Genomic DNA, 26,714 nt, shown 5'->3' on the forward strand with positions numbered 1-26,714 from the left:
TCACTGGACCAATTGTCGATCGTCGAGCAGCTTCACCAACTTGCCCACACTGCCCGCCCCCTGGGTCATCACCAGATCACCGTCGCGGAGCAGGTCTTTCAGCACGTCACCGACAGCTTCAATGTCTTTCACATAGATCGGTTCCACCAAACCGCGCTGACGGATACTGCGACACAGGGCGCGGCTGTCTGCGCCGGGAATCTCCTCTTCACCGGCGGGATAAACCTCCAGCAGAATCAGCACATCGCAACCGGAGAGCACCTGTACAAAGTCTTCGTAGAGATCGCGGGTACGGGTATAGCGGTGTGGCTGGAAAACCATGACCAGACGCCGCTCCGGCCATCCCTCACGCACAGCCTTGATGGTGACGGCCACTTCTTTCGGGTGGTGGCCGTAGTCGTCCACCAGCATGGCCGTGCCACCGCTCACGGGGTATTCACCGTAAATCTCGAAACGTCGACCCACCCCCTGGAAATTGGCAAGTCCGCTCTGGATGGCCCGGTCGTCGACACCTTCATCAGTGGCGACAGCCACCACCGCCGCCGCGTTCAGCACGTTGTGCTCCCCGGGAATATTCAGGGAGATGGGCAGGGGCTCGGCATGGTCGGGCCGATAGATCACGAAATGGCTGTTGTTCTGGTGAATAGTGACCTGGTCAATGCGGAAATCGGCATCCTCGGCAAAGCCATAGGTCAGCACCGGGCGCGACACCAGCGGCAGAATTTCCCGAATCACCGGTTCGTCAATACACAGCACCGCCAGCCCGTAAAACGGCAGGTTGTGCAAAAACTCGACAAACGTCTGCTTGAGCCGGTTGAAATCAAATCCGTAGGTTTCCATGTGGTCGGCATCGATATTAGTCACGATGGCCACCATCGGTTGCAGGTGGAGAAAAGAGGCATCGCTCTCATCCGCTTCAGCCACCAGATAGCGGCTCTCCCCCAACCGCGCGTTGGTTCCCGCGCTCTTCACCAGCCCGCCGATGACGAAAGTCGGGTCCTTGCCACTGGCGGCCAGTACCGATGCCAGCAAACTGGTGGTAGTGGTTTTACCGTGCGTCCCCGCCACCGCAATGCCGTGTCGATAGCGCATCAGTTCCGCCAGCATTTCCGCGCGGCGAACAACCGGAATGCGCCGTTCCCGCGCACTGACAATCTCGGGATTGTTTTCATCCACAGCGGAGGACTGCACCACCACGTCCGCATCCGCAATATGCTCGGCCGCATGCCCCAGGGTAATCCGCACACCGAGCCGGCGCAGCCTGACAATATTGCTGTTGTCCGCCAGATCGGAGCCGGAAATCAAATAGCCCTGATTCAGCAATACTTCGGCGATGCCACACATGCCGCTGCCACCAATACCAATAAAATGGATACGGCGGATACGACGCATTTCCGGTACGGGATGAAAGCCTTTATCGCCCACGGCAAACCTCCTCGCAAATTTCGGCCACGGTCTCCGCCACATCAGGTCTGGCAAGTTTTCGCGCATTCAGCGCGCGCTGTTGCAGCTGGGCGGCATCCGCCAGCCAGTCCGCCAGCAATGTCGCCAGTTTTTCAGCGGTCAGGTCCTGCTGCTGGATCATGTCGGCCGCACTCTCGGCCACCAGCCACTGGCCGTTGCCGGTCTGGTGGTCGTCAATGGCGTGGGGGTACGGAATGAGAATGGCACCGATGCCCGCCGACGCCAGCTCGGAGACGGTCAGGGCACCTGCCCTGCAAACCACCATGTCCGCCCAGCCATAGGCGTCGGCCATGTCCTTGATAAAGGGCTCGATCTCGGCATTCACACCCTGTTGCTCGTAGGCCGCAGCGGTGGCATCCACATGGTTCCTGCCACACTGGTGACGGATGAGAGGCCGCTGGGCTTCAGGCAGCAGTGCCAGCGCCGCCGGCAGGATCTGATTGATCGCCAATGCACCGAGGCTACCGCCCAGCACCAGAAGGTGGCGGGGCCTCCCCACCGGGGCAATTCGTTGCTGCGGGGCGCCGAGCGCCGCAATCTCGGACCGCACCGGATTGCCGATCCACACCGCGTTGGGCAAGGCATCGGGGAACGCCGACAGTACCCGGTTTGCCACCTTCGCCAGCAAGCGGTTGGTGGTCCCGGCCACGGCATTCTGTTCGTGAATGACCAGCGGAATGCCCAGCAATTTGGCCGCCAAACCACCGGGGCCAGAGGCAAACCCGCCAAATCCCAGCACCGCATCGGGGCGCTCGCGGCGCAATACGGTGATGGCCTGGCAAAGTGCCCGCAACAACTGCCAGGGTGCGCTGATCAGCTTTCGCCACCCCTTACCGCGCAACCCCGCCACTTCGATATAATGGATCGGGAAACGATTGGCCGGCACCAGTTCGGCCTCGATACCGCGCCGGGTGCCGAGCCAGCACACCGCAATATCGCGTGCGCGCAGGACATGCGCCACCGCCAGGGCGGGGAACACGTGTCCACCAGTGCCGCCGGCCATGACCATCACCTTGTTACAACTCCGCTCTGTCACGTCTCACCTGTTTTGCAACGGCCTGCACATCATCCATCTCCCGGCTGATCCTCAGCACCAGTGCCACCATGGCACAACACACCAGCAGGCTGCTGCCGCCGTAACTGATGAAGGGCAGTGTCAGCCCCTTGGTGGGCAACAGCCCGGAGGTGACACCGATATTGATAAACGCCTGGCCCGCCAGCACGATCGCGATACCGAAACAGCTGTAGGCGGCAAACCAGTCCTCCTGCCGAACTGCTTTTCTGGCCACATGCACGATTCGCGACACCAGCAGACTGTAGAGCCCGAGCACAACCGCAACCCCGATCAGACCGAACTCCTCGGCGTAGATCGAGAACACGAAATCGGTGTGTGCCTCGGGCAGAAAAAACAGCTTCTGGATACTGTTGCCCAGACCAACCCCGAACCACTCGCCGCGACCAAAGGCGATCAACGACTGGGTTAACTGATAACCGCTGTCGTATTGATGGGCCCAGGGATCGAGGAACGTCACCAGACGCTCAAGGCGGTAGGGGGAAATCAGCGCCATGGAGGCAATGCCACCGATACCGGCCAGCAACAGCCCGCTGAACAGCCACAGCTTTGCGCCACCGATGAACAGCATGGCCAGCACCGTGCCGCACACCACAACCATTGAGCCGAAATCCGGTTCCAGCAGTAACAGGCCCGCGACGCCAATCAACAGCAGTACCGGCCTGATAATGCTCTGCCAGCGTTCACGCAGCTCCCGCTGATAACGCTCCAGATAGCTGGCCATGAACAGGATCATCATGAACTTGGCCACTTCGGAGACCTGCAGATTGATCGGTCCCAGGGGGATCCAACGCTGGGCACCGTTGACCCGGCGACCGATTCCGGGAATCAGCACCGCCACCAGTAAAATGATGGTGACCACCAGCAGAGGTACCGCGTTGTGATACCAAAATCGCGATGGCAGGTAGAGAAACAGCGCGGCCACTACCAGCCCCATGGTCATGTACAACACCTGGCGCTTGAGAAAATAGAAACCGTCGCCAAGACTGTGTTCGGCAAAACTGATGGAGGCCGAGCTGATCATCACCAGTCCGATGGTGGCAATGGCGATTGTCGACAGCAGCAAACCCTGATCGAGCTCCCGCAGGAACAGGGTAATGCGCGGCCAGTAGACAGCGGCAAGATTCATCGCAATGCCTCCGCCGCCCGGACAAATTGTTCACCGCGGTCGGCAAAACCCCGGAACATATCAAAGCTGGCACAGGCCGGTGACAACAGCACGATGTCACCGGGTCTGGCGATCTGTGCGGCGGCACTGACTGCCGCATTGAGACCCGTAGCAAACAGCACGGGAACGGCCCCAGCCACGGCATCGCCAATAACCGGTGCATCCTCGCCCATCAGGATCAGCTGCCTGACAGCCCCCTGCAGGACGCTGGCCAGCGGGGTGAAATCCTGCCCCTTGCCCTGTCCACCAGCGATCAGCACCAGATTATCAGCACCGCGCAGACCGGCGATTGCCGCCAGGGTGGCTCCGACATTGGTGGCCTTGGAGTCGTTGATATAGGTGACACCGTTGCGTGTCGCCACCCGCTGGCAGCGGTGGGGCAGGCCCTGGAAACGCCGCAACACGGCCAGCATCGGGGCTATTGGCAGGCCAGCTGCCGTCCCCAGCGCCAGGGCCGCCAGCGCATTGGCGGTATTGTGTCGCCCGGTCATACCCAGCTCCCGCTCCGCCAGCAACGGTTCAAACTGGTAGTACAGCCAGGACTCGCCCTGGTGCTGACGCAGGCCAAAGCCTTTGAAATCGGGCTGATCGAGACCAAAGCTCCACTGTTTTACGGCATCGCCCACCAGTGCCGCACTGAGCCGGTCGTCGCGATTGGTCACCACCTGACGCGCCCCGATAAAAATCCGGTGCTTGGCCTGGTGATAGTCCAGTAAGCTGCGATAGCGATCCATATGGTCAAGGCTGATGTTCAGCACAGTGGCGACTTCGGCGTTCAGTGCCAGCACGGACTCCAGCTGGAAACTGGACAACTCCAGTACGTAATACGCGATGTTGGGTGCCAGCAGATCGAGCGCGGGCACGCCGAGATTGCCGCCCACGGCGGCGTCGATGCCGGCTTCCGCAAACATCTCCCCCACCAGGGTGGTGACGGTGCTTTTGCCGTTGGAACCCGTGATGGCGACGATCGGTGCACTGGCGCGGCGGGCAAACAATTCAATGTCGCTGATCACCGGAATTCCGGCCTCGATGGCTGTCTTTACCGCCGGGTGCTGGCGCGATAATCCGGGGCTGAGGATCACTTCATCGGCACCCAGAAAGGCGTCGTCGCTGAACTCGCCCAAGGTCAGTGGTACATCGGGCAGTTCGCTTTGCAGCTGTGCCAGGCAGGGGGGACTGGTGCGACTGTCGAGCACCACAAACCGCTCGCCCATTTCGCTTAAATGACGCGCCACAGACAAACCGGTGACACCGAGACCGGCGATCACTTTCAGTTTGCTACTGGCGATTAATTGCGTCATTGCCACTCCCGTATCCTTCCCCTAACGCAGCTTCAGGGTAGCCAGGCCAAACAGCACCAGCACCAGCGTAATAATCCAGAAACGCACGATAACGCGCGGCTCCGGCCAACCTTTCAGTTCAAAATGGTGATGGATCGGCGCCATGCGGAAAATCCGCCGTCCAGTCAATTTGAAGGAGGCCACCTGCATGATCACCGAGACGGTTTCCAGCACGAACACACCCGCCATAATGAAAAACACAATCTCGTGGCGCACGATCACCGCGATGGTGCCCAGTGCCGCACCCAGTGCCAGCGCACCCACATCACCCATAAATACCTGGGCCGGGTAGGTGTTGAACCAGAGGAAGCCGAGGCCGGCGCCACCCAGCGCCGCGCAAAACACCACCAGTTCGCCGGCACCCACCACATAGGGAATGTGCAGATAACTGGCAAACTGGGCATTGCCCACGGCATAGGCAATCACCCCCAGCGCACCGCCGATGACGACACTGGGCATGATCGCCAACCCATCCAGGCCATCGGTCAGGTTGACGGCGTTGCTGCTGCCCACGATCACGAAATACCCCAGCAGCACATAGAACAAGCCCAGTGGCAGCGCCACCTCCTTGAAGAACGGTATGATCAGCTCGTTCTCCGCACCGGTACTGCCGGTGTAGTAAAGAAAAAAGGCAGCCCCGAATCCCGCGACCGACTGCCAGAAATATTTCCACCGGGCCGGCAGGCCACGGGAGTTTTTTTCCACCACCTTGCGATAATCATCCACCCAGCCGACGGCGCCAAAGGCCAGCGTCACCGCCAGAACCACCCAGACATAACGGTTAGTGAGGTCGGACCAAAGCAGCGCACTGATGAAAATGGACAGAATAATCAGTGCACCACCCATGGTCGGTGTGCCGGATTTACTGAGGTGGCTTTGTGGGCCATCGTTGCGAACCGACTGCCCGATCTGCAGATGATTGAGCCGGCGGATCATCACAGGACCCAGCACCAATGACAGTCCCAACGCAGTGAGCGCACCGAGAATGCCGCGAAATGTCAGGTACTTCACCACGCCGAAAACGGTGAAGTACTGTGTCAGATAGTCTGCCAGCAAAAGCAACATGGCTAGTGTTCCCCCAGTTCCGTTATCATCTTCACCACAGCGTCCATGGCCATGAAACGCGATCCCTTCACCAACACCACAGCATCTTTATCCAGCAGGCTCTTCAACCTTTCCAGCAGCTGTTCCTTGCTGTCTAAATGTTCGGCCCCTTCACCAAACTCACGAACCGTATTGATCGACAAAGGTCCAACTGCGAGCAGGTGGCCGACACCCTTGTCAGCGGCATAACGACCCACTTCGCCATGCAGCGCAGCTTCGTCGTCACCCAGCTCGCCCATGTCACCCAACACCAGAATCTGTTTTCCGCTGATGGTCATCAGGGTATCCACCGCAGCTTTTACGGAACCGGGATTGGCGTTGTAGGTGTCATCAATCAGCGTGCCGCCAGTGGCCAACATCTGCCTGTGCAGGCGACCCGGCACTGCCCGAACTTTATTCAGGCCGGCGGCAACTGCACCGAGGTCGGCGCCCGCTGCGTGGGCACAGGCCGCCGCTGCCAGTGCGTTGGCAACGTTGTGGCGACCGCTCACCGCCAGCTGCACGGCCGCTTCGCCGACGGGAGTCACCAGCACAAAGGAGAAACAGCCCTGCGGGTCTGGCACCATGGCTTTGGCATAAAAATCAGCGGATTCGCTGACGAGGGAGTAGCTGACCACTCTGGCCAGGGTGGCTGCACGCCATTGGGGCGCCCAGCTTTCGTCGAGATTGATTACGGCAGTGCCTTCGGAACAGACGCCGCTGTATATTTCTCCCTTCGCACTGGCAATCCCCTCCAAGCTGCCAAAACCCGACACATGTGCGGGCAGCACATTATTTACCAACACCACATCCGGCTTGGCCAGACTGCATAAATAGCTGATTTCCGACGGCCCGCTGGCACCCATTTCGATCACGGCAAAACGGTGTTTGGCAGTGAGGCTGAGCAGGGTCAGCGGCACGCCAATCTGGTTGTTCAAATTGCCTTTTGTGGCGAGCACGGAGCCACATTCGCCGAGGATAGCGGCCACCATTTCCTTGACGGTGGTTTTGCCGCTGCTGCCAGTAATCGCCACCACCGGCCCGTGAAAGCGACGGCGGTTTAACAGCGCGAGCTGGCCAAGTGCCACCGTGGTATCCGGCACCACCCACTGGGGCAGGTTGATGTCCCTGTCGGCGTATTCCACCACCATTCCCGAGGCTCTGGTGGCCACATCGGGCAGAAAATTGTGGGCATCGAAGCGCTCACCGCGCAGGGCGACAAACACCTCGCCCTCATGGATCTGGCGACTGTCCGTACTGACCGCGCTAAATTCACAATCGGGGTACATGAGTGTGCCGCCAAAGGTTTGCGCAGCCATCGTCAGGGTCATCGGCTGAATCATCGACACCCCCCTCGCTGGCGCAATGCCAGCCTGGCCTGCGCCTGGTCGCTGAACGGCAACCGCTCGGCACCGATCAACTGGTAGTGTTCGTGCCCCTTGCCGGCAATCAGCACAACGTCGGCATCGGCCGCTTCCCAGACTGCGCTCTGAATGGCCAGGGCGCGATCGGCAATACTATCCACCGCTGCACCGGCTGCAACGCCCCGTACAATATCGGCAATGATTTCGCCGGGCTTCTCACTGCGCGGGTTGTCACTGGTCACGATGGTGCGGTCAGCCAGCTGGCTGGCGATTGCACCCATCTGCTCGCGCTTGCCCCGATCGCGATCACCACCACAACCAAATACGCACCACAGCTGGCCTTTACAGTGCTCGCGCAAGGTGAGCAGCACCTGCTCCAGGGCAGCCGGTGTGTGGGCGTAATCCACTACCACTGTAGGCCCGGCACCCTTGGTGATTTTCTCCATACGACCCGTCGCTGGCTGCAAACCCGGCAGCGCGCTCAACACCTGTTCCAGGGGCAGCCCCTGAATGCAGGCAGCAGCCAGCACGGCCAGCAGATTTTGCAGATTGAAGCGGCCCAGCAGGGAACTGGCGAGCTGTCCGTCACCCCAGGGCGTGGTCACATTGGCTTGCAGGCCACTGTCGGAAAATGCGATGTCCGAGGCATACACTGTGGCGGCGGGATTGCCCAGTGAGTAAGTCGTCAACGCGACGGACGGGGGTAGTCGCAGAATCATTTCTGCGCCGACCGGGTCGTCGATATTGATTACCGCGTGAGCCAGCCCGGGCTGGGTGAACAGCCGCGATTTGGCATGGGCGTAATTCACCAGATCACCGTGATAATCCAGGTGATCCCGGCTCAGATTGGTGAAGACTGCGGTATCAAATTCAATGGCCGACACCCGGCATTGATCGAGACTGTGGGAAGACACTTCCATCACCACACGGTCTACCGATTGATCGGCAAAATCCTCCAACAGCGCCTGCAACGTGATGGCATCCGGCGTGGTCATACCGGTTTCAGTGAGCGCCACCTGACCCTCGCGCACCACACCGCAGCCCAGTGTGCCGATCACCCCGGCCGGATAACCCGCCAGACTGAATAGCTGTGCCAGCAGCAGGCTACAGGTGGTTTTACCGTTGGTGCCGGTAATACCGGTCAGTGACAGTGACGCCGAGGGATCGCTGTAAAAACGGCCTGCCAGCTCACTCAGCTGACGATTCAGGCCCTCGACCGGGATCACACGCGGGTCCTGGCAGTCGAGTCCATCCGCCTCGGCCAGCGCGGCAACAGCACCGGATGCCAACACCTGGGACAGGTAGTCGCGGCCATCTGCGTTGGTACCGGGAATCGCGATAAATAGTTGACCCGGCTCGAGTAAACGACTGTCGAGACACAACCCGGTCACGGGTGTGCCGGCCAATGCGGCAGGCAGGGACATGCCCGGCAACAGGGTTGCCAGTGTTGGCAGCGGGGTGTTCGCGGAGGCTGTCATCACGTGGCATCTCCGGGCTTGCGATTGTTCAACACCACTTTCTGCTGGATATTTTCCAGCGATGGCGGAATTTTCAGCATTCTCAGGGCATCGGCGGTCACTTCGGAAAATACCGGCGCAGCCACTGCCCCGCCAAAATAATCATCACCCCGCGGATCATTGATCACCACGACGGTCACCAGCCGCGGGTTGTCGGCGGGCACCATGCCGGCAAACATCGAGACATAGCGATTTTTTTCGTAGCCGAATTTGCCCACCTTGTGCACCGTGCCGGTTTTCCCCGCCACATCGTAGGAACTGATCGCCGCCCGGGTGGCTGTGCCACCCGTTTCGGTGACATGGGTCATCATCTCCCGCATGGTGGTGGCCAGCTCTGGATCCACCACCTGCTCGCCGACCGGCACATCATTCACACTGAGCAGCGATACCGGTTTTTTCAGACCGTCGCTGGCGATCACGGCATAGGCCTGGGCCAGTTGTAATGCCGTGGCAGAAAACCCGTGACCAAATGCAAAGTTGGCCCGCTCGATCGAGGGCCAACGGCGGTAGTCAGGCAGGCTGCCGGGGCTCTCTCCCGGGAATCCGGTACCGGGACTTTTTCCCATCCCCACCCGGTAGAACATCTCCCGGATATGCTCCGGCTCGAGATCCAGCGCCATCTTGGTGGTGCCCACCTGACTGGACTTGGTCAACAGTGTGGTCAGATCAATCACGCCGTAGTTGCGATGATCATAGAAGGTCTTTCTGCCAACCCGTATTGAGCCGGGGTTGGTATCAATCAGGGTTTCGGGTGAGTACTTGCCGCTCTCCAGTGCCGCCAGCACGGTGAAGGGCTTCATGGTGGAACCGGGTTCCACCAGATCAGTCACTGCGCGATTGCGCAGCGCATCAGAACTCAGCTGGCTGCGATCGTTGGGATTGAAAGACGGCTGATTGGCCATGGCCAATACTTCGCCAGTGCGCACATCCAGTATGACCACCGACCCCGAGACAGCCTGAAATTTACCCATCGCCGCCTTGAGCTCGCGGTAGGCGGTGTACTGCAGGCGCAGGTCGATACTGAGGGCCAGATTTTGTCCCGGCTTCTCGCTGTGCACCAGCGCCAGATCCTTGATCACCCGGCCCTTGAGATCCTTGAGCACCTGCTTTGCCCCGGGCACACCGGTTAACAGGTGGTCGTAGGCAAGCTCCATGCCCTCCTGACCACGGTCATCGATATTGGTAAAGCCTACCAACTGGGCTGCAACCTCTCCGGCCGGATAAAACCGCTTGTATTCCGGTTGGCCAAAGACCCCTGGAATTTCAAGGTTTAGCACCTGCTCCGCCTGCTCGGGCGTTACCTGACGAGCCAGATACATAAACTCCTTGTTGGCATAGCGAACCAGACGCTGCTGCAACTCCTCCCGGGTGATGGACAACAGGCTGGCCAGCTCGGCGAGCTCGGGCGCCCGGTTATCCATCAACTTTGGATTGGCCCATAGCGTTACAACCGGCGTACTGACAGCCAGGGGCTCACCGCGACGATCGGTAATGACGCCCCGGTAGGCCGGAATCGTTTCGGTCCGGACTGTACGGGCCTGCCCCTGTATCTGTAAAAACTCATAACCGCGGTCGACGTCCGGCAGTACCTGCAGGCTGGCGATATGCCAGAAACCTGCCACCGGCAGAATCGCCAGCACCATCACCACCAGCATGTAACGCCAGCGCTGAATAGTGAGTTTGTTGTGCCTGATGCCACTCATTCGACTTTCTCTCCGGCACGAACCACAATAACTTCACCGGGTTTCGGTACCCGCATATGCAATTCCGATTTGGCCAGTTGCTCTACGCGGCTCAGCGAAGCCCATGAGCTCTGTTCCAGCAAATAGCGGCCCCATTCAACCTGAAACCCATTGGCCTCCTGCTCGAGTTTGGCCAACTCGTTGTACAGCTGGCGGCATAAGTGGCTGACATAGATAACCGACAGCGCCGAGAGCACCAACAGCAACCACAGCACTGGCAACCAGCCGCCCGTGCGAACGGACAAAGGGCGCCTGGCAATCACGACAGTTTCTCCGCGACGCGCATCACGGCGCTTCTTGAACGCAGGTTAGCGGCGACTTCAGCCGAACCCGGTTTGCTGGCCTTGCCCACAGAGCGCATCCGCCGAACAATATCTTTCTCCATAATGGGCAGCCCTTTTGGCAGCGGCTTGCCGCGCTCTTTTTCCCGGATAAACCGCTTCACAATCCGGTCTTCCAACGAGTGAAAGCTGATAACCACCAGCCGCCCGCCAACCGCGAGCACATCCAGAATTGAGGCCAACGCCAACTCGAGGTCTTCCAGCTCGCGGTTAATAAAAATACGAATACCCTGAAAAGCCCGGGTGGCCGGGTGTTTACCTTTTTCCCAGGAGGGGTTGGCTTCAGCGACAATCGAAGCCAGCCTCGCGGTGCGGGTAATTGGTTGCTCATTGCGGGCGGCAATAATGGCTTTCGCCATGCGCCGGGCAAAGCGCTCTTCGCCGTAGTCGCGCAGCACCCGGGTAATTTCTTGCTCTTCTGCAGTTGCCAGCCAGTCGGCCGCACTGATACCGGAATCCGGATCCATACGCATATCCAGAGGACCATCGCGAAGAAAACTGAATCCCCGCGAGGCATCATCCAGTTGGGGAGAGGAAACACCCAAGTCCAGCAGCACCCCCTGAACCTCACCCAGCCGATGCTGTGCCGATACCATCTCGGCCAGCTGCGCAAAGGAGCCACGGACTATCTGAAAGCGGTTGTCTTCAGCAAATTTTTCGCTGGCAACCTGACAGGCCACCGGGTCTTTGTCGATGCCCATCAGCCGACCCCGCTCACTCAGTGCGGCGAGAATCCTGGTCGCGTGCCCGCCCCGGCCGAAAGTGCCGTCCACGTAAAAACCGTCGGGGTCGGTGACAAGGGCAGCAACTGCCTCGTCCAGCAGAACGGTCGTGTGTTCGACCTGTGCCGACATAGCCCCTTACCTCAGCATTACAGTGACAGGGATTGCATTTCTACCGGTATCTGCAGATCGCCTTCGCTGTCAGCCAGCCAGCTCTCTCTACCGGAATTCCAGTTTTCTTCGCTCCACAACTCAAAGCGGTGGCGCTGGCCTACCAGCACCACTTTCTTGTCCAGTTGCGCGTATTGGCGCAACTCCGGGGGGATCAGAACACGTCCGTTACTGTCCAGTTCCAGTTCTCGGGCATGGCCGATCAGGATTCGTTGCAACTTGCGCGTCAGCGGGTTGAAGGAAGGCAGCTGTGCTATTTCTTCTTCAATCTTTTCCCATTCCTGTAGCGGATAGATCAGCAGACATTTATCCTGTATATCGATAGTGGCAATCAGGCAGCCACCGCAGCTGGCTTCCAGGGAGGCACGGTACCGCGCGGGCATGGCCATTCGCCCCTTGGTATCCACATTAATTTCGTTGCTGCCTCTGAACACTGCTATCGCCTGACTCGAAATGACAGGGGGAATGGGAGAGAAAACCCACTCCGCCCCACTTTTACCCACTTTTCGTCACTATATGCCGACCAAGGCCAATGTCAAGGCAAAAAAAGGGACGCGAATCACGAAAAATGTTTCGAAAACTCAACAACTTGCGACAAACAACAGGACACAGAAAAGCGCCTTGAAAAATATAGCGAAGATAAACAATTCGCTAGAATCCGCCGTTAATGTTTTACATTAACTTTGAAATAACGGCGGCAGAGAAAACACATACGAAGATTTTTTTGATTAATTTTTGACCACCTTGCAGGAGGCGTAAACGGGTTAATCCCGGCACCGTCTTGCTGGCGGCGTTGGGCGACTGCCCTTGAGAAAACACTGAGATTCGAGGCAAACGCGGTCACTGACCATGTTGTCAATTCGAGTCGATGAACAGGCTGTTCAGAAAGGGGGATAAAAAATGGGAGTTGGCCGATAAGCCGGGTTCTGTCGTGGGCAACCATTCCTCTAGGGTGCACGTCACCGTACACCTCAAGCAACCTACCCGGATCCAGCGCGGGCCACGCCAAAGGATCCCTATTTGGTCTTGCTCCGAGCGGGGTTTGCCGTGCCACAAACTGTTACCAGTTGCGCGGTGCGCTCTTACCGCACCCTTTCACCCTTACCTGTGCCACAACGTATTGCGGCCATCGGCGGTCTGCTCTCTGCTGCACTTTCCGTAGGCTCACGCCCCCCAGGGGTTACCTGGCACTCTGCCCTATGGAGCCCGGACTTTCCTCCCCTTCACTCCCACCATCACCTGCGGAGATAACGAGAAATTAAAGCGGCGGTTGCCTGGCCAACTCCCGCGGCAAGGTTAGCACGAAGCCAGCCCCGCTGGCGATTGGCAAAAGCGGCAAAAAGCCCATTGCACAGCAGGCGCATTGGTTATTTTTTGATCTGATCGTGGTTTCTGCGAGGCGTTGTTGGGTAGCCTAGGTAATCTTGCGAATCATACGGGATCAGAGAAATGCAAAGAATCGTGGTAATGAACCCCAAAGGAGGGTGTGGCAAAACGACGCTGTCCACCAACCTGGCCAGTTATTTCAGCCATTGGGGCAAAGTCACCACATTAATGGACCTGGACCCCCAGGGGTCGAGTGTGTTCTGGGCGCACAAACGTCCCGACACGGCCTCCTACATTCAGCTGGTGGATGCGCATCATGCACCGCAAAATGTCACTCGCAGCTGGGCGATTCAGCCGCCCCGCAATACGGAAGTGCTGGTTCTCGATACCCCCGCCAGACCGGACCTGAACAATCTCAGCCCCTTACTGCGTGAAGCGACTGCCATACTCTTACCGGTGTTAACCGCCGAGTTCGATTTGCACGCCATTGTCACTACCGTCCAGCAACTGCGGCGGATGCTGCCGTCCAAACAGACTATCGCGCTGGTTCTGAATCGTGTGCCGCGGACCGCCACCACCGCCAGACAGGCAGAGACATTGGCCAGACAACTGCAGCTTCCGGTCATCGGTAGCCTGCGCAATTCATGCAATTACCTCAATGCCGCCAGCCAGGGCCTCGGCATGGTCGACATGCTCGGGGCCCACTACCAAGGTGACCAAAAAGATATCGCGCGCATTGCCCAGTGGTGTGCTGGAAAAACACCGGAAAAGCCGGTCCGGCAATTCAGGCAGATCAGCCCGGAAACCATAGCACTGGCCTGTAGTGCCTGACCGGTCATGGCCGGACCGGCTTCAGTCGGAGCGCAATGAAAGTGCCAGCTGGTACAGCGCGTTTTTCTGACCACCGGTAATTCTGGCCGCCAGCGCGGCAGCCTGTTTGACGGGCAGGTCGTCCAGCAGGGTTTTCAGGATTCTCAATTGCTCTGCATCGGACGCGCTGACAGCATCAGCATTTCCCTTCACCATCACCACCATTTCACCTTTTTGCTGGTTGCTGTCCGCGTTCACCTGCTGCAATATTGCCGCCAGAGTACCGGTCAGGAATGTCTCGAAGGTCTTGGTAATTTCTCTGGCCAGCACCGCTTCACGGTCGGAGCCGAAGGTGGCGATCATATCCGTCAGTGTGTCGAGTATCCGGTGAGGGGACTCATAAAAAATCAATGTCTGAGCTGATCCGGCAAGGATCTCAAATTTTTTCAGTCTGGCGGCAGTCCTTGCTGGCGGGAACCCCTCAAAGCTGAACCGGTCACTGGGCAACCCGGAAGCGCTCAGGGCTGCAACAGCGGCGCAGGCACCCGGAATCGGCGTGACCCTGATGTCCCGCAACCGGGCCTCTCTGACCAGGCGGTAGCCGGGATCAGAAATCAGGGGCGTTCCCGCATCCGAGATGAGCGCCACCGTCTGGCCCTGCACCAGCATATCGATAATCCGGCCCATCTGGCGCTCATCGCTGTGATCATGATAGGCAACCAGCGGTGTATCGATACCGAGATGTTTCAGCAATCTGCCACTGTGACGGGTATCCTCTGCAGCAATGAGATCAACCGCATGGAGAACCTCAACGGCTCGGGGTACCATATCACCCAGATTACCAATGGGCGTGGCTACCACATACAATTGACCCGGCATAAGAAATGACACCTATGTTCAAATTCAGAATAACAGCGACTGTGTTGCTGGGGCTGGCTTTAGTGCTCAGCGGCTGCGCCCAAACGGGCCGCGACACACCGAAAACCACCGGTCCGGCCACATCCCTGAGCCCCGCAGAGCGCGCCGAACAGGCACTCTCACTGGCCGCGAACAGCATAGCACCGCACCGACAACTCCACCAACTGGATGCCGCCGAGTTTCTGGTGCTCGCGGGGGAGAACCAGCAGGCGCTACAGGTGTTGTCGTCGCTTGATCAGAATGCGCTCTCAGGCCAGCGCTTTGTGGACTTCCGTCTGTTATTCGCTGAAGTGGCCATGGCTGAGGAGCGTTTTTTCCTCGCCAGGGACTTACTCACCGATCCGAAATTCACGGCCAACGCTGACCAACTGCCGACCAGCCACCGGGTTAAATGGCAAAAATTGCGCGGGGAGCTGTTTTCGCTATTGGGGGAAGATGAGCAGAGCATTCGCGCCTATGCGGAACTTTCCAAGCTGGTGACATCAACCGGGGAACAGACAGACATCTCCGAAGCGATATGGCGATTGCTGACCCACATTTCACAGAAGCACCTGGCAGCACTGCAGGCAGCGGAATCCGACCCACTACTACAGGGCTGGTACACGCTTGCCAGCAGGGTTCGGGGAAACCAGGGCGATATGGACAAACAGCTCCGCGAGATAACAGCTTGGCAAGTTGAATGGCCAGACCATCCCGCAGCCCTGAATCCACCACCATCACTTACGGCATTGCAGGAAGTCGCGAATAATCTCCCTGAACAAATTGCAGTATTGCTACCGCTGCAAGGTTCCCTTGCAGAAGCGGGCAAGGCCATTCGCGGCGGCATACTGTCCGCCTGGTATGGCGTCAGGGGAGCTCGCGGCAAGACACCATTAATACGATTCTACGACACCTCCTCCAGCGACGATATCGGCCCACTCTACCAGCAGGCTATCAGTGAGGGAGCCGGGTTGATCGTAGGTCCGGTACAACGGGAAAAAGTTGGCCAGTTGCTAGACCTTCCCGAGCTGCCGGTACCGACAGTGGCGCTCAATTATCTGGATACGCCCAGCACTGAGCCCCACCAGAATTTTTTTCAATTTGGTCTTTCCTCCACTGCTGAAGCGCGTCAGGTCGCCGACCGGGCATGGCTTGAAGGACGCAGGTTCGCACTAACCATCACGCCAGACTCCAGCTCGGGAATACGTGCATTGGCAGCATTCAGGGAACGCTGGCACGAGCGGGGCGGCACGCTGGTCGAAGTGCCCGCCTACGCAGCATCCCAGAGCGATTTCATCGCGCTACTAAAGCCCGAACTTCAGATTGAACAGAGTATTGAGCGCAACAACCGTTTACAGCGTTTACTCGGAAAACAACTGGCCCATACGCCCAGGCGGCGCCAGGATCTGGACATGGTCTTTCTGATAGCCTCACCCAGTCAGGCACGACAGATCAAACCCACGCTAGACTTTCTCTTCGCCAGCGACCTCCAGGTTTATGGCACGTCCCAGCTTTTTAGCGGGATACAGGATCCGGGGCGCAATCGCGACCTGGACGGGGTTCGTTTCAGCGCCATGCCCTGGACACTCCCCGGCTACAGTGCTGACGCCATGCAACCGACAGAAGACCTCGAACCCATTTATCGACATATGTATGCGCTGGGCATTGATACCTACCACCTGCACCAATGGCTGGGGCAGATGCTGTTGTTTCCTAACATCCGGCTGCCCGGGAACACCGGCATGTTATATCTGACGCCACCGGACACCATTGAACGGGAACAGCCCTGGGGTGTTTTTAAAAATGGCAGGGTGGTTCCCGCCATACAATTGCAGAAAAAAAACCTCGAAGAGGAGCACCAGACAGCCCCCTCACCTCAGATACCGTGATGGCAGCGAGACCCATGTAATCTTTATCGAGAAATGTGTACGGCGGGAAAACATCAGCGAAAAGGGATTTTCAATGACCAAAGGGAAACTATCGTCCCGCTCAAACCAGAGCGGGGCTATTGCCGAACAGTGGGCCAGGGAATTTTTGGAACGACAGGGTCTGGTGACCCTGCACCGGAATTACCGGACGTCCCAGGGAGAAATCGACCTGATAATGCGGGAGGGAAAGACCGTAGTCTTTGTCGAAGTTCGATTGCGCAACCATGCCGCATTCGGTGGCGCGGCCTCTAGTATTGATCACAGGAAGCAGCGGCGAATCATTGCTGCAGCCCGGCATTTTTTACAGGCCACCCAGGCGTGGGACAAGGTAGCCTGCCGTTTTGATGCGGTGTGTCTCAGCAAAGACATCACTAATAACCCGCCGTATCAGGTAGAATGGCTGCCAAACGCCTTTGACCACTAACCCCAGAAAGCCAAAGAAAACCTATGGAATCCAGTGTTATTGAGCTATTTCACGAGAGCATTGAAGCGAAAATGGCCTGTGGCGAAATACTGGCACCACTGATTGCCGAAGCCAGCACAGTGGCAGTTCAGCGGTTGCTCCAGGGACAGAAGATACTCTGTTGTGGCAACGGCCTCTCCGCCTCACTATCAAATATTTTTTCCCAATCCCTGTTACTGCAATATAAACTGGAAAGGCCGGGGTTACCGGTGATTTGCCTGAACAGCAATAGCTCTACAATTACCGCTATCGGCCATTATCACAGTGTCAGTGAAATTTTCAGCCGACAACTGAAAACCCTGGGCCAGGCAGAGGATGTACTGGTTATCTTCAGCCTCGGGACCAATCCAAGCAATCTGGTCCAGGCGATTCACACCGCCCATGACCGCGGGATATCTGTCATTGGTTTTACTGGCGCGGGCGATGTCGACCTGTCGGCATTGCTGAGTGGTGACGATATTGAGATTCGTGTTGATCATCATGACCGACATCGCATCAGCGAAATTCATTTATTGAGCCTGTTCTGTCTTTGTGAACTTATTGATCAACAATTATTTGGAGGAAATTCTTGATGTTGCCACGTCTGGCACCTCTGTTACTTGCGGGCATGCTCATCCTCTCGGGCTGCACCAGTATTATCCATGCAACCACCGACGAGCCAATCAAGCCCGATCCCTCCTCTACCTCGCTGGGCACCGATATTGATGACTGGCAGATGGAGACACTGATCGGCGTGAACATCAAGAAGGCCCACGCTGACCTCGAAAGGGCTCACATCAATATTACAGCCTACAATGGCGTGATTCTGCTGACCGGCGAAGTGGTTTCCGGCGATCTCCGTACGCTGGCGGGTGATACTGCAAGGAAGTTTCGTGGTGTCCGCCAGGTACATAATGAACTGCAGATACGCACTCCAACCTCCCTGATATCAAGAAGCAATGACACATGGCTAACCACCAAGGTAAAAGCCAAGCTGATTGCTGAAAAAAACCTGAAATCGTCGACCATAAAGGTGATTACCGAAAACAGCGTGATCTATCTGATGGGGCTGGTGACGCATAATACGGCCGATCAGGCAGCCCTTATAGCCAGCAAAACCCGTGGTGCCCAGCGGGTGGTCAAAGCTTTTGAATATATCGATTAATAGCGCTGTCTACCGTTAAAAAAACCGGCCCTGTGATCAGCAGGGCCGGTTTTTTATTACTCGAGAATCGCTAGATCAGTTCGACAGCAATCGCAGTGGCTTCACCACCACCGATGCAGATAGCCGCCACACCCTTGCGTTTCCCGTAGGTTTGCAGGGCACTGAGCAGGGTCACAATAATGCGGGCACCCGAGGCACCAATGGGGTGACCAAGGGCACAGGCCCCACCGTGGACGTTGACTTTGTCATGGGGCAAATCCAGTTCTTTCATGGCCGCCATGGTGACACAGGCAAACGCTTCGTTAATTTCAAACAGGTCCACATCGTCCTTGGTCCAGGCCACTTTCGCAAGCAGCTTGTTGATAGCACCTACCGGAGCGGTCGTAAACCACTCGGGTTCCTGAGAATGGGTACTGTGGGCGTGAATGGTTGCCAGGGGTTTCATACCCAGTTTTTCTGCGACAGAAAGGCGGGTCAGCACCAGGGCAGCAGCACCATCGCTGATAGAACTGGCATTGGCAGCTGTGACAGTGCCGTCTTTGATGAACGCCGGGCGCATTTGCGAGATTTTATCGGCGACCGATTTGCCAGGCTGTTCATCAATTGAACAGACTACCTCGCCCTTGCGGGTCTTGACGGTTACCGGCGCAATTTCGTCCTCAAAATTGCCGTCCTTGATCGCCCGTTGAGCCCGCTCCAGTGAGGTCACGGCAAAAGCGTCCTGCTCTTCCCTGGTAAAATCGAATTTGCTAACACATTTTTCGGCGAAAATACCCATCGCTTCGCCATTGTAGGCGTCCTCAAGACCATCCATTGTCATGTGGTCAAAAATCTGCGCGTGACCAAACCGGTAGCCGCTGCGACCCTGAGTCATCAGGTATGGGGCATTAGTCATGCTCTCCATTCCACCGGCTACGGCCACATCCACATTGCCCAGCGTCAGGCTGTCACAGGCATTCATCACCGCTTTCATACCGGATCCACACACCTTGTTGAGGGTGGTAGCCCCCACACTCGGCGGCAATCCCGCACCAATAGCAGCCTGACGAGCCGGGGCCTGCCGGAGACCGGCCGTGAGACAACAGCCCATATCAACGGAGCCAATCAGTTCACCGGCAACCCCGGCCCGCTCAATGGCGGCCCTGATGGCCACGGCACCCAGCTCTGTCGTGGGAACACCGGTAAACTGCCCTTGCATGCTACCGATGGGCGTTCTTGCCATACCGGCAATGACAATTGGATCTGACATAATTGAGGCCTCTATTTTACGATTCTGAGAGAAGGTTTTTTGCCACTGTCCCCAGCAGCTCCTCCAGAAGGTTTTTCTTTCGATGGTACGGATTTTACAGGACCCGGTCCGGCAGGTGGCGGAGGCTCATGGTCAGCCTCCGGTTCAAACATCATGCCCTGGCCGTTTTCACGGGCATAAATGCCCAATATCGACTGAACGGGTAATTCTATCGTACTCGGCACTCCCCCAAACCGGGTAGTGAAGGAAATGATCCGATTATCCATGACTAAGGAGGTTATTGCTCGCGGTGCCAGATTCAACACGATCTGTCCGTCACTGACATGTTGCTGGGGAACAGCAACCCCCGGATAAAAGGCATCGGCGACTATGTAAGGAGTGCAGTCGTTATCCACAATCCAGTCATAGAACGCCCGAACCAGATAAGCTTTGTTTGACGTCATGCTCATGACAGTTATATTGGCCCAATATGTCTGTGCTGCAGTTTACGAAAAAAGGGACATATCATGCCCCCTTTTCAAGATTCCTCCCGGCCACACAGGGTTTTCACATATCCCGCTCAAACTCTGACAGACTTTCTGCGAAGGACGGCCGGTCAAACAATCGTTTCATATAGTCCTGCAAAGGCTTTGTCTGACGATTTGATGGCAGTTTAATCTCAAGGTGCTTTAATCGCCACAAAATAGGTGCCAGGCAGCAGTCGACCAGGGTGAATTCTTCACTCATGAAAAATGGCAGGTCAGCAAAGATCGGCGCAATGCTTGTCAGGCTGTCGCAAAGCTCCTTGCGGGCTATTTCGGCTGCCTTGCTGTCACTGTTGCCAATAATAAAATCCAGTTGACTACAGCAATCCCGCTCAATGCGGTGCATGAACTGGCGGCTCAGTGCCCTGGCAACTGGATAGACAGGCAGTAACGGCGGGTGAGGGAATCGCTCGTCGAGATACTCCATCATCACTTTGGTTTCATAGAGTGCCAGATCCCGGTCCACCAGAGTAGGAAGGGATGCGTAGGGATTCAGTTCAAGTACATCTTCGGGCAAATTTTTGCCGTCGACATTTTCGATGTCTACCGTGACCCCTTTTTCTGCCAGGACAATACGAACACGATGGCTGTAGTGGCATGTAGGGTCAGAAAAAAACGTCATCGAAGATCGTTTTGCAACAACCCCCATAATAAGACCTCAGTTGTATTGTTGTTGGCAGTTGGATGACCGTCTTGTTCCGACGGCCATCCCCATTGAAATCAGTGAATCTCTTTCCAGTATTCCCTGTTCAGCAACCAAACCCAGATGAAGAGGAAGGCAAGAAAGAGCAAAACGTAGGTGCCGATTCTCTTGCGATCTTCGGCCATTGGTTCTGCGGTATAGGCCAGAAAGTTCACCAGGTCATACGCCGCCTGGTCATACTCCTCCGGAGACAAAGCCCCTTCCTCAACCAGCGTGTAACGTCCGCAATTGTCTTCGAGGATTTCCTCTCGGGTTAGCGGGTCTCGCTTCACACCACCATTGGCTGCGATTACCGGTCCCGGCGCGCATTCCTGAAGGCCCTGAAGATCGAGCAAGGCATGTGGCATACCCACGTCCTTGAACACCTTGTTATTGACGCCCATCGGGCGGTTCGGATCGGCATAGAAATGGCGCAGGTAAGTATACACCCATTCGGATGTGCGGGCGCGGGTAATCATGGTGAGGTCTGGCGGTGGAGCACCGAACCACTGTTTGCCCTTCTCCTTGGTCATGGCAATTTTCATCAGGTCACCGATTTTCTGATCGGCAAACACCAGATTGTCCATCACCAGGCCAGCGGGCATTTTCAGATCCGAGGCGACCCTGCCCCAGCGCGAATACTCAGCTGAGTGACAACCCATGCAATAGTTTACAAACAGTTTGGCACCCTGCTGCAGGGACGCCTTGTCTGAGGGATCGGCCTCGAAGTCATCACAGGGGATGGTACCGCAATGATATTCCGACTCGGCACCGACCGCTTTCAGTGGTAACCAGGCCAGCAGAATGACAATCAACAAGCCGCCCATGGACTTCCAGAAGCCAAAGCCGCCTCTACTGGTCACCCGCTTGGGCTCTGGCTGGGTTTTCTCCATTCGGGTCCAGATTGGCATCGCGAGGAAGAACAGGAAATACAGGACCGTACAAATCTGCGCCAGAAACGTGCGAGCCGGAGTCGGAGCCTTGACGCCCAGTACACCCAGAATAATGAAGGAGGCGGCGAACACCAGTACGGCGTACCGACTGAACAGACCTTTGTAGCGGATCGATTTTACCGGACTGCGGTCAAGCCAGGGCAGAACAAACATAATGGCAATCGCTGCCGCCATGACCATAAAGCCGGCAAACTTGTCCGGTACTGCTCGCAACATTGAGTAAAACGGCGTGAAGTACCAAACTGGCGCAATATGTGCGGGCGTCTTCAGTGGGTCGGCAATCTCGAAATTGGCATGCTCCAGAAAGTACCCGCCCATCTCCGGAACGAAGAAGAGGATAAAGCAGAATACGAAGAGGAAAACGACAATCGGTACCAGATCATGCACGGTATAGAATGGATGAAAAGGAATACCATCCACAGGCACACCGTTGGCATTCTTGTTTTTCTTGATTTCAACACCATCAGGGTTGTTCGACCCGACTTCGTGCAGCGCCAGAATGTGCAGCACCACCAACGCCAGCAGAATAATCGGCAGGGCAACCACGTGCAGCGACATAAAGCGATTCAGAGTAATACCGGAAATCAGGTAATCACCACGAACCCATTGCACGATATCCTCGCCAACCACGGGTATCGCACCAAACAGCGAGATAATCACCTGGGCTCCCCAGTAGGACATCTGCCCCCAGGGCAGCACATAACCGAGGAAGGCTTCTGCCATCAGGGCTACATAAATTGTCATACCAAAAATCCAGACCAGTTCACGAGGCGGTTTGTAGGAGCCGTAGAGCAGACCGCGGAACATGTGCAGGTACACAACAACGAAAAATGCCGATGCACCGGTGGAGTGCATATAGCGAATAATCCAGCCGTAGTCCACATCACGCATGATGTACTCCACTGAAGCAAATGCTGTTTCAGCGGAACCCTGATAGCTCATCAGCAGCCAGATACCGGAAACCAGCTGAATCACTAATACCACCAGCGAGAGAACACCAAAGTAATACCAGAAATTAAAGTTTTTCGGGGCGTAATACTCACCCATGTGGGTATTCCACGCACGCACGATTGGCAGGCGCGCATCTACCCAGTCACGTAAAGACACCAACGCTTTCATTAGCCTGCCTCCTGATCTACACCAATGACAACCACACCATCACTCTCGTAGGAATATGGAGGGACTACCAGATTTGTCGGTGCGGGAACCCCTTTGTAAACCCGACCGGCGAGGTCAAATTTAGAGCCATGACAGGGACAGAAAAATCCTCCCAGCCACTCGGCACCACCCAAGTCCTGGGCGCCCACATCGGGACGAAACATCGGAGCACAACCCAGGTGTGTACACAGTCCCACCAGAACCAGGTACTCTTCCTTAATGGCACGGTGCTCGGCATCCACGTAGGCAGGCTGATCGGAGGCCTCGGACGACGGGTCCCTGAGCTCTTCACGCCCCTTGAGGTTATCGAGCGCCTGCTGGGTACGGCGAACAATGTATACCGGTTTACCACGCCACTCGACGGTCACCATCTGACCGGGTTCGATTTTTGAAATATTGGCTTTTACCGGAGCACCAGCGGCTTTTGCCTTGGCACTTGGGTTCCAGGAACCCACAAAAGGAACAACAGCTCCTACGACCCCAGCGGCACCCACCACGCAAGTGGCCCCCGTCAGGAAACGTCTACGCCCCTGATTAATACCGTCATTGCTCATGACGCACTCCCGTTAGCAGCAAAGGTTGGCAAATTTTATCTGTGCAAAATGGCGTGCAATAGTAAAGAAAACCACTTTTTATTACAAGACAAAACCCTATACAAAGTAGGTAATAGTCTGTTTTAAAACATAAAAAAACCCGGCTGTAGGCAGCCGGGTTTTCGTTGAACAAAATGATCGATCAACGCTTGGAGAACTGGGGACGCTTGCGGGCTTTGCGCAGGCCCACTTTTTTACGTTCCACTTCACGGGCGTCTCTGGTCAGGAAGCCAGCTGTCCTCAGCTGACCCCGGAGGCCCTCGTCGTATTGCAGTAGTGCACGAGCGATACCATGGCGAATAGCACCCGCCTGACCAAAACTGCCGCCGCCAGCGACGGTAATATTGAGGTCAAATGTGGTGGCACGATCAACCAGCTCGAGTGGCTGACGCACAATCATACGCGCCACCTCACGGCCAAAATACTGATCGAGGGTGCGGTCATTGACCACGATGTTACCCGCTCCGGACTTCAGAAAGACTCTGGCGGAGGAGGTTTTGCGACGGCCGGTACCGTAGTATTGGGTGTCTGCCATAATTAACAATCCGTTAAATGTTCAGTTCTTGCGGCTGCTGAGCGGTATGGGGATGCTCGGTGCCTGCGTATACTTTGAGCTTCTTGAACATGGCACGACCCAGTGGACCTTTAGGCAACATGCCTTTCACAGCCGTCTGGATAGTCCGCTCAGGAGCCTTGGCGATCAGCTTTTCAAAACTGATGGACTTCAACCCACCGATATAACCGGTGTGGTGGTGATAAATTTTGTCTTTGGCCTTGTTGCCGGTCACACGCACCCGCTCAGCATTCACCACGACAATATAGTCGCCGGTATCCACATGCGGAGTAAACTCCGGCTTGTGTTTGCCACGGAGACGAGAGGCAATCTCGACGGCCAAACGACCTAATGTTTTGTCAGCCGCATCTACAATAAACCAGTCGCGCTGGACGGTTTCGGCCTTTGCACTAAATGTTTTCATTTTTTCCTGCCTGAAAGTTTCTGGCCTTCCTAAAAGGAGGCCGCATTTTACAGACCGACCCTACCCTTTTCAAGAATAATTTTGCCTAAAAAATAATTAGCCAATCGAGCTGAACAGTCCCTGCCTGTCAGGCTCAAGGGGGCGCCTTTGTCAGGGGCGATGTGGTCGCGCCAGATACTCGTGTGACTGCATTTCGAGCAAGCGACTGCGGGTTCGCTCAAACTCAAAGCCCAGCCGACCTTCAGTATACAGTGCGGGTAATGGCACCTCGGCGGACAGCACCAGCTTAACATTCCGGTCATAAAATTCATCTACCAGATTGATAAAGCGCCGCGCCTGATCTTCATTGCTGCGCCCCATCTGCCGAACATTGGTGACCAGCACCGCATGGAACTCACGGGCCAGCTCGATATAATCATTCTGGCTGCGCGGGATATTGCATATCACATCAAAGTCAAACCAGACGACGTCTTCAGCAACCGAGCGGCAGTGAAGGCTCCGCCCTTCGATGGTGATATCCACAGACACCTGCACTTCGCCACTGGCCGGCACAAGGCTGCCAAAGGCCTTTTCCATGGCTTCCTGCGCGCTATCATCCAGAGGGGCATGATACAGTTCGGCCTGCTCAAGGGTGCGCAACCGATAATCGACGCCACCATCGACATTAACAACCTGGGTATGCTCATTGAGCAGGGCGATGGCGGGCAGGAAGCGTCGCCGCTGTAAACCATTCTCATAGAGTTGATCGGGGGCAATATTGGATGTCGCCACCAATGTCACCCCACGCTGGAACAGCAATTCCAGTAGCCCTCCCAACAACATTGCATCAGCAATATCGGCGACAAAAAACTCGTCAAAGCAAATCACCCTGGCCTCAGCGGCAATATTGTCAGCGACTTTTTCCAGCGGGTTCTTCACACCGCCCAGTAGACGAAGCTCCCTGTGAACCCGGCGCATAAAGCGATGGAAATGCGCACGCATTTTCTCTTCGAAGGGTAGAGATTCAAAAAAATTATCCATCAGGTAGGTTTTACCACGGCCCACACCACCCCAAAAATACAGCCCCTTGACCGGCACGGAAGGTCGGGTAGACCTAAAGTACGCCCTGAGTCGCTGAAAAATCGAGTGGTTTGCTGTCCGGGCATTCTGTTCCAATAATTTCTCATAGAGCGCCTGCAGCAGGGCCACTGCCTGTTCTTGGGCAGGGTCGTAGCTGAAGGAGGCCTGCAGCAAGTCCTGCTGGTATCGCTGCGAAGGCGTGTGTGAGGGAACAGGCACCCGAATCATATTGGCTGGTTCAATGGAAGAATGCAGAAAACAAGGCCGGGAACTTTAGCCGCGCAAAAGGATAATCGCAACCCGTTACTCATGCAGTGTGGTGGCCTAACTGTTCTGCAACAGGGTTGGTAAACACGGCAAGGTGTCGTCAAAAAACAGTTGCCTCCAGGTACAGCTTCTTTCAGACTACACCTCAAAATCTGCTGTATATCTCTGGAGGTAGTCGCTTGGATACCACGACTGTATTATTGATTGGCTTGCTGTGTGCAGTGAGCGGCTTGATTATTGGCCTGCTGGCTGGGCGAACCCTTCACCCCAGGGAGCAAGAGCGCAAAGCTGCCGAACACAAGCTCAAGGAAGCACAGGACCGGCTCCAGGATTACGAACATGAGGTAACCGAGCATTTCATCAAAACCTCTGAACTGTTCAACAACCTGTCACACAGCTATCGCGATGTTCACGAGCACCTCGCCGCCAGCGCCATGCGGCTGACCGGCCCCGACGCCAGCAAGAAAATGGTCGATGCAGGGTTTGGACGTCTCGAAGAGCGCGGCGCAATGCTGTCAACAGAAATGCCGGAACCACCGAAAGATTATGCACCCAAAGTTCCCGGCGGCATTCTCAGTGAAGAATACGGGCTAAGAGATGACAATGTCTCCCGCGACAATCTCCGCGCAAAAGTGGCAAATGATACAGCAGAAGACACCAATGACAATGATGACCCAACGCTCAAGGTGAGCTGACGGGC

General features: G+C 56.5%; 26 protein-coding genes and 1 other RNA gene. 6 read left to right on the forward strand and 21 right to left on the reverse strand.

Annotated elements, in window-relative coordinates:
- The 12 genes from murC to rnpB form a co-directional block, all read right to left on the reverse strand.
- A complete protein-coding gene (gene murC, locus QZ516_RS10020) occupies positions 1-1,392 on the reverse strand; it encodes a UDP-N-acetylmuramate--L-alanine ligase (protein ID WP_297189307.1) in 1,392 nt (463 codons plus the stop codon).
- Positions 1,393-1,414: 22 nt separating this feature from the next.
- On the reverse strand, positions 1,415-2,467 hold the full coding sequence (gene murG, locus QZ516_RS10025; RefSeq protein ID WP_365333509.1) for an undecaprenyldiphospho-muramoylpentapeptide beta-N-acetylglucosaminyltransferase: 1,053 nt from the start codon (positions 2,465-2,467) through the stop codon (positions 1,415-1,417).
- Positions 2,468-2,480: 13 nt separating this feature from the next.
- Complete coding sequence (ftsW, locus tag QZ516_RS10030; protein WP_297189049.1) at positions 2,481-3,665, reverse strand: putative lipid II flippase FtsW; 1,185 nt, start codon at positions 3,663-3,665, stop codon at positions 2,481-2,483.
- On the reverse strand, positions 3,662-5,005 hold the full coding sequence (gene murD, locus QZ516_RS10035; RefSeq protein WP_297189052.1) for a UDP-N-acetylmuramoyl-L-alanine--D-glutamate ligase: 1,344 nt from the start codon (positions 5,003-5,005) through the stop codon (positions 3,662-3,664). Before murD ends, ftsW begins: the two co-directional genes overlap by 4 nt.
- A 21-nt stretch (positions 5,006-5,026) precedes the next feature.
- Entirely contained in the window at positions 5,027-6,109 is a 1,083-nt protein-coding gene (mraY, locus tag QZ516_RS10040) for a phospho-N-acetylmuramoyl-pentapeptide-transferase (protein WP_297189055.1), read from the reverse strand.
- A gap of 2 nt (positions 6,110-6,111) precedes the next feature.
- The gene (gene murF / locus QZ516_RS10045; protein ID WP_297189058.1) at positions 6,112-7,470 is read right to left on the reverse strand and encodes a UDP-N-acetylmuramoyl-tripeptide--D-alanyl-D-alanine ligase; all 1,359 of its coding nucleotides are present in this window, start codon (positions 7,468-7,470) and stop codon (positions 6,112-6,114) included.
- Positions 7,467-8,969 carry a UDP-N-acetylmuramoyl-L-alanyl-D-glutamate--2,6-diaminopimelate ligase gene (locus QZ516_RS10050; RefSeq protein ID WP_297189061.1) on the reverse strand — a complete coding sequence of 501 codons (1,503 nt, stop codon included), beginning with the start codon at positions 8,967-8,969 and terminating at the stop codon, positions 7,467-7,469. The genes murF and QZ516_RS10050 overlap by 4 nt, the downstream gene beginning before the upstream one ends.
- The gene (locus tag QZ516_RS10055; protein ID WP_297189064.1) at positions 8,969-10,711 is read right to left on the reverse strand and encodes a penicillin-binding transpeptidase domain-containing protein; all 1,743 of its coding nucleotides are present in this window, start codon (positions 10,709-10,711) and stop codon (positions 8,969-8,971) included. Before QZ516_RS10055 ends, QZ516_RS10050 begins: the two co-directional genes overlap by 1 nt.
- Positions 10,708-10,995: a cell division protein FtsL gene (gene ftsL, locus QZ516_RS10060; RefSeq protein WP_297189067.1), complete on the reverse strand. Its 288-nt coding sequence runs from the start codon at positions 10,993-10,995 to the stop codon at positions 10,708-10,710. The genes QZ516_RS10055 and ftsL overlap by 4 nt, the downstream gene beginning before the upstream one ends.
- Positions 10,996-11,009: 14 nt before the next feature.
- Positions 11,010-11,945, reverse strand: coding sequence for a 16S rRNA (cytosine(1402)-N(4))-methyltransferase RsmH (gene rsmH / locus QZ516_RS10065; RefSeq protein ID WP_297189070.1), 936 nt, complete (start codon positions 11,943-11,945; stop codon positions 11,010-11,012).
- A gap of 17 nt (positions 11,946-11,962) precedes the next feature.
- A complete protein-coding gene (gene mraZ / locus QZ516_RS10070) occupies positions 11,963-12,418 on the reverse strand; it encodes a division/cell wall cluster transcriptional repressor MraZ (RefSeq protein ID WP_297189073.1) in 456 nt (151 codons plus the stop codon).
- 465 nt (positions 12,419-12,883) lie between these two features.
- Positions 12,884-13,270, reverse strand: an RNA gene (gene rnpB / locus QZ516_RS10075) — RNase P RNA component class A.
- 163 nt (positions 13,271-13,433) lie between these two features.
- Here rnpB and QZ516_RS10080 point away from each other — a divergent pair.
- Positions 13,434-14,141 (forward strand): ParA family protein, encoded by a 708-nt coding sequence (locus QZ516_RS10080; protein WP_297189076.1) that lies wholly within the window; start codon positions 13,434-13,436, stop codon positions 14,139-14,141.
- Between the two features lie 21 nt (positions 14,142-14,162).
- Here the strand turns inward: QZ516_RS10080 and rsmI are convergent, their stop codons facing one another.
- A complete protein-coding gene (gene rsmI / locus QZ516_RS10085) occupies positions 14,163-14,999 on the reverse strand; it encodes a 16S rRNA (cytidine(1402)-2'-O)-methyltransferase (RefSeq protein ID WP_297189079.1) in 837 nt (278 codons plus the stop codon).
- A 14-nt stretch (positions 15,000-15,013) separates the two neighbouring features.
- Between rsmI and QZ516_RS10090 the strand changes: the two genes are divergently transcribed.
- From QZ516_RS10090 to QZ516_RS10105, 4 genes are all read left to right on the forward strand, one after another.
- Positions 15,014-16,906, forward strand: a complete 1,893-nt coding sequence (locus tag QZ516_RS10090; protein WP_297189082.1) for a penicillin-binding protein activator — start codon at positions 15,014-15,016, stop codon at positions 16,904-16,906.
- 73 nt (positions 16,907-16,979) lie between these two features.
- The gene (locus QZ516_RS10095) at positions 16,980-17,369 is read left to right on the forward strand and encodes a YraN family protein (RefSeq protein ID WP_297189086.1); all 390 of its coding nucleotides are present in this window, start codon (positions 16,980-16,982) and stop codon (positions 17,367-17,369) included.
- Positions 17,370-17,392: 23 nt separating this feature from the next.
- Positions 17,393-17,980 carry an SIS domain-containing protein gene (locus tag QZ516_RS10100; RefSeq protein WP_272980889.1) on the forward strand — a complete coding sequence of 196 codons (588 nt, stop codon included), beginning with the start codon at positions 17,393-17,395 and terminating at the stop codon, positions 17,978-17,980.
- On the forward strand, positions 17,980-18,552 hold the full coding sequence (locus tag QZ516_RS10105; protein ID WP_297189089.1) for a BON domain-containing protein: 573 nt from the start codon (positions 17,980-17,982) through the stop codon (positions 18,550-18,552). The genes QZ516_RS10100 and QZ516_RS10105 overlap by 1 nt, the downstream gene beginning before the upstream one ends.
- Positions 18,553-18,622: 70 nt before the next feature.
- Here QZ516_RS10105 and QZ516_RS10110 read toward each other — a convergent pair whose 3' ends face one another.
- The 8 genes from QZ516_RS10110 to zapE all read right to left on the reverse strand — a co-directional run bounded on the left by QZ516_RS10110 (position 18,623) and on the right by zapE (position 25,975).
- The gene (locus tag QZ516_RS10110; RefSeq protein WP_297189092.1) at positions 18,623-19,801 is read right to left on the reverse strand and encodes an acetyl-CoA C-acyltransferase; all 1,179 of its coding nucleotides are present in this window, start codon (positions 19,799-19,801) and stop codon (positions 18,623-18,625) included.
- A gap of 11 nt (positions 19,802-19,812) precedes the next feature.
- Positions 19,813-20,250, reverse strand: coding sequence for a ClpXP protease specificity-enhancing factor (locus QZ516_RS10115; RefSeq protein ID WP_297189095.1), 438 nt, complete (start codon positions 20,248-20,250; stop codon positions 19,813-19,815).
- A gap of 97 nt (positions 20,251-20,347) precedes the next feature.
- Complete coding sequence (locus QZ516_RS10120) at positions 20,348-20,974, reverse strand: glutathione S-transferase N-terminal domain-containing protein (RefSeq protein WP_297189098.1); 627 nt, start codon at positions 20,972-20,974, stop codon at positions 20,348-20,350.
- Positions 20,975-21,045: 71 nt separating this feature from the next.
- Positions 21,046-23,079 carry a cytochrome b N-terminal domain-containing protein gene (locus tag QZ516_RS10125; protein WP_297189101.1) on the reverse strand — a complete coding sequence of 678 codons (2,034 nt, stop codon included), beginning with the start codon at positions 23,077-23,079 and terminating at the stop codon, positions 21,046-21,048.
- Positions 23,079-23,672 carry a ubiquinol-cytochrome c reductase iron-sulfur subunit gene (gene petA / locus QZ516_RS10130; protein ID WP_297189104.1) on the reverse strand — a complete coding sequence of 198 codons (594 nt, stop codon included), beginning with the start codon at positions 23,670-23,672 and terminating at the stop codon, positions 23,079-23,081. Before petA ends, QZ516_RS10125 begins: the two co-directional genes overlap by 1 nt.
- A 181-nt stretch (positions 23,673-23,853) precedes the next feature.
- Complete coding sequence (gene rpsI / locus QZ516_RS10135; protein WP_036859255.1) at positions 23,854-24,246, reverse strand: 30S ribosomal protein S9; 393 nt, start codon at positions 24,244-24,246, stop codon at positions 23,854-23,856.
- A gap of 13 nt (positions 24,247-24,259) precedes the next feature.
- Entirely contained in the window at positions 24,260-24,688 is a 429-nt protein-coding gene (gene rplM, locus QZ516_RS10140; RefSeq protein WP_297189107.1) for a 50S ribosomal protein L13, read from the reverse strand.
- Between the two features lie 150 nt (positions 24,689-24,838).
- Entirely contained in the window at positions 24,839-25,975 is a 1,137-nt protein-coding gene (zapE, locus tag QZ516_RS10145) for a cell division protein ZapE (RefSeq protein WP_297189110.1), read from the reverse strand.
- Between the two features lie 218 nt (positions 25,976-26,193).
- Here zapE and QZ516_RS10150 point away from each other — a divergent pair, with 218 nt between their 5' ends.
- The gene (locus QZ516_RS10150; protein ID WP_297189113.1) at positions 26,194-26,709 is read left to right on the forward strand and encodes a DUF1043 family protein; all 516 of its coding nucleotides are present in this window, start codon (positions 26,194-26,196) and stop codon (positions 26,707-26,709) included.
- Positions 26,710-26,714: the final 5 nt, after the last annotated feature.

It is taken from the genome of uncultured Porticoccus sp., assembly GCF_913061305.1.
Classification (GTDB): Bacteria; Pseudomonadota; Gammaproteobacteria; order Pseudomonadales; family Porticoccaceae; genus Porticoccus.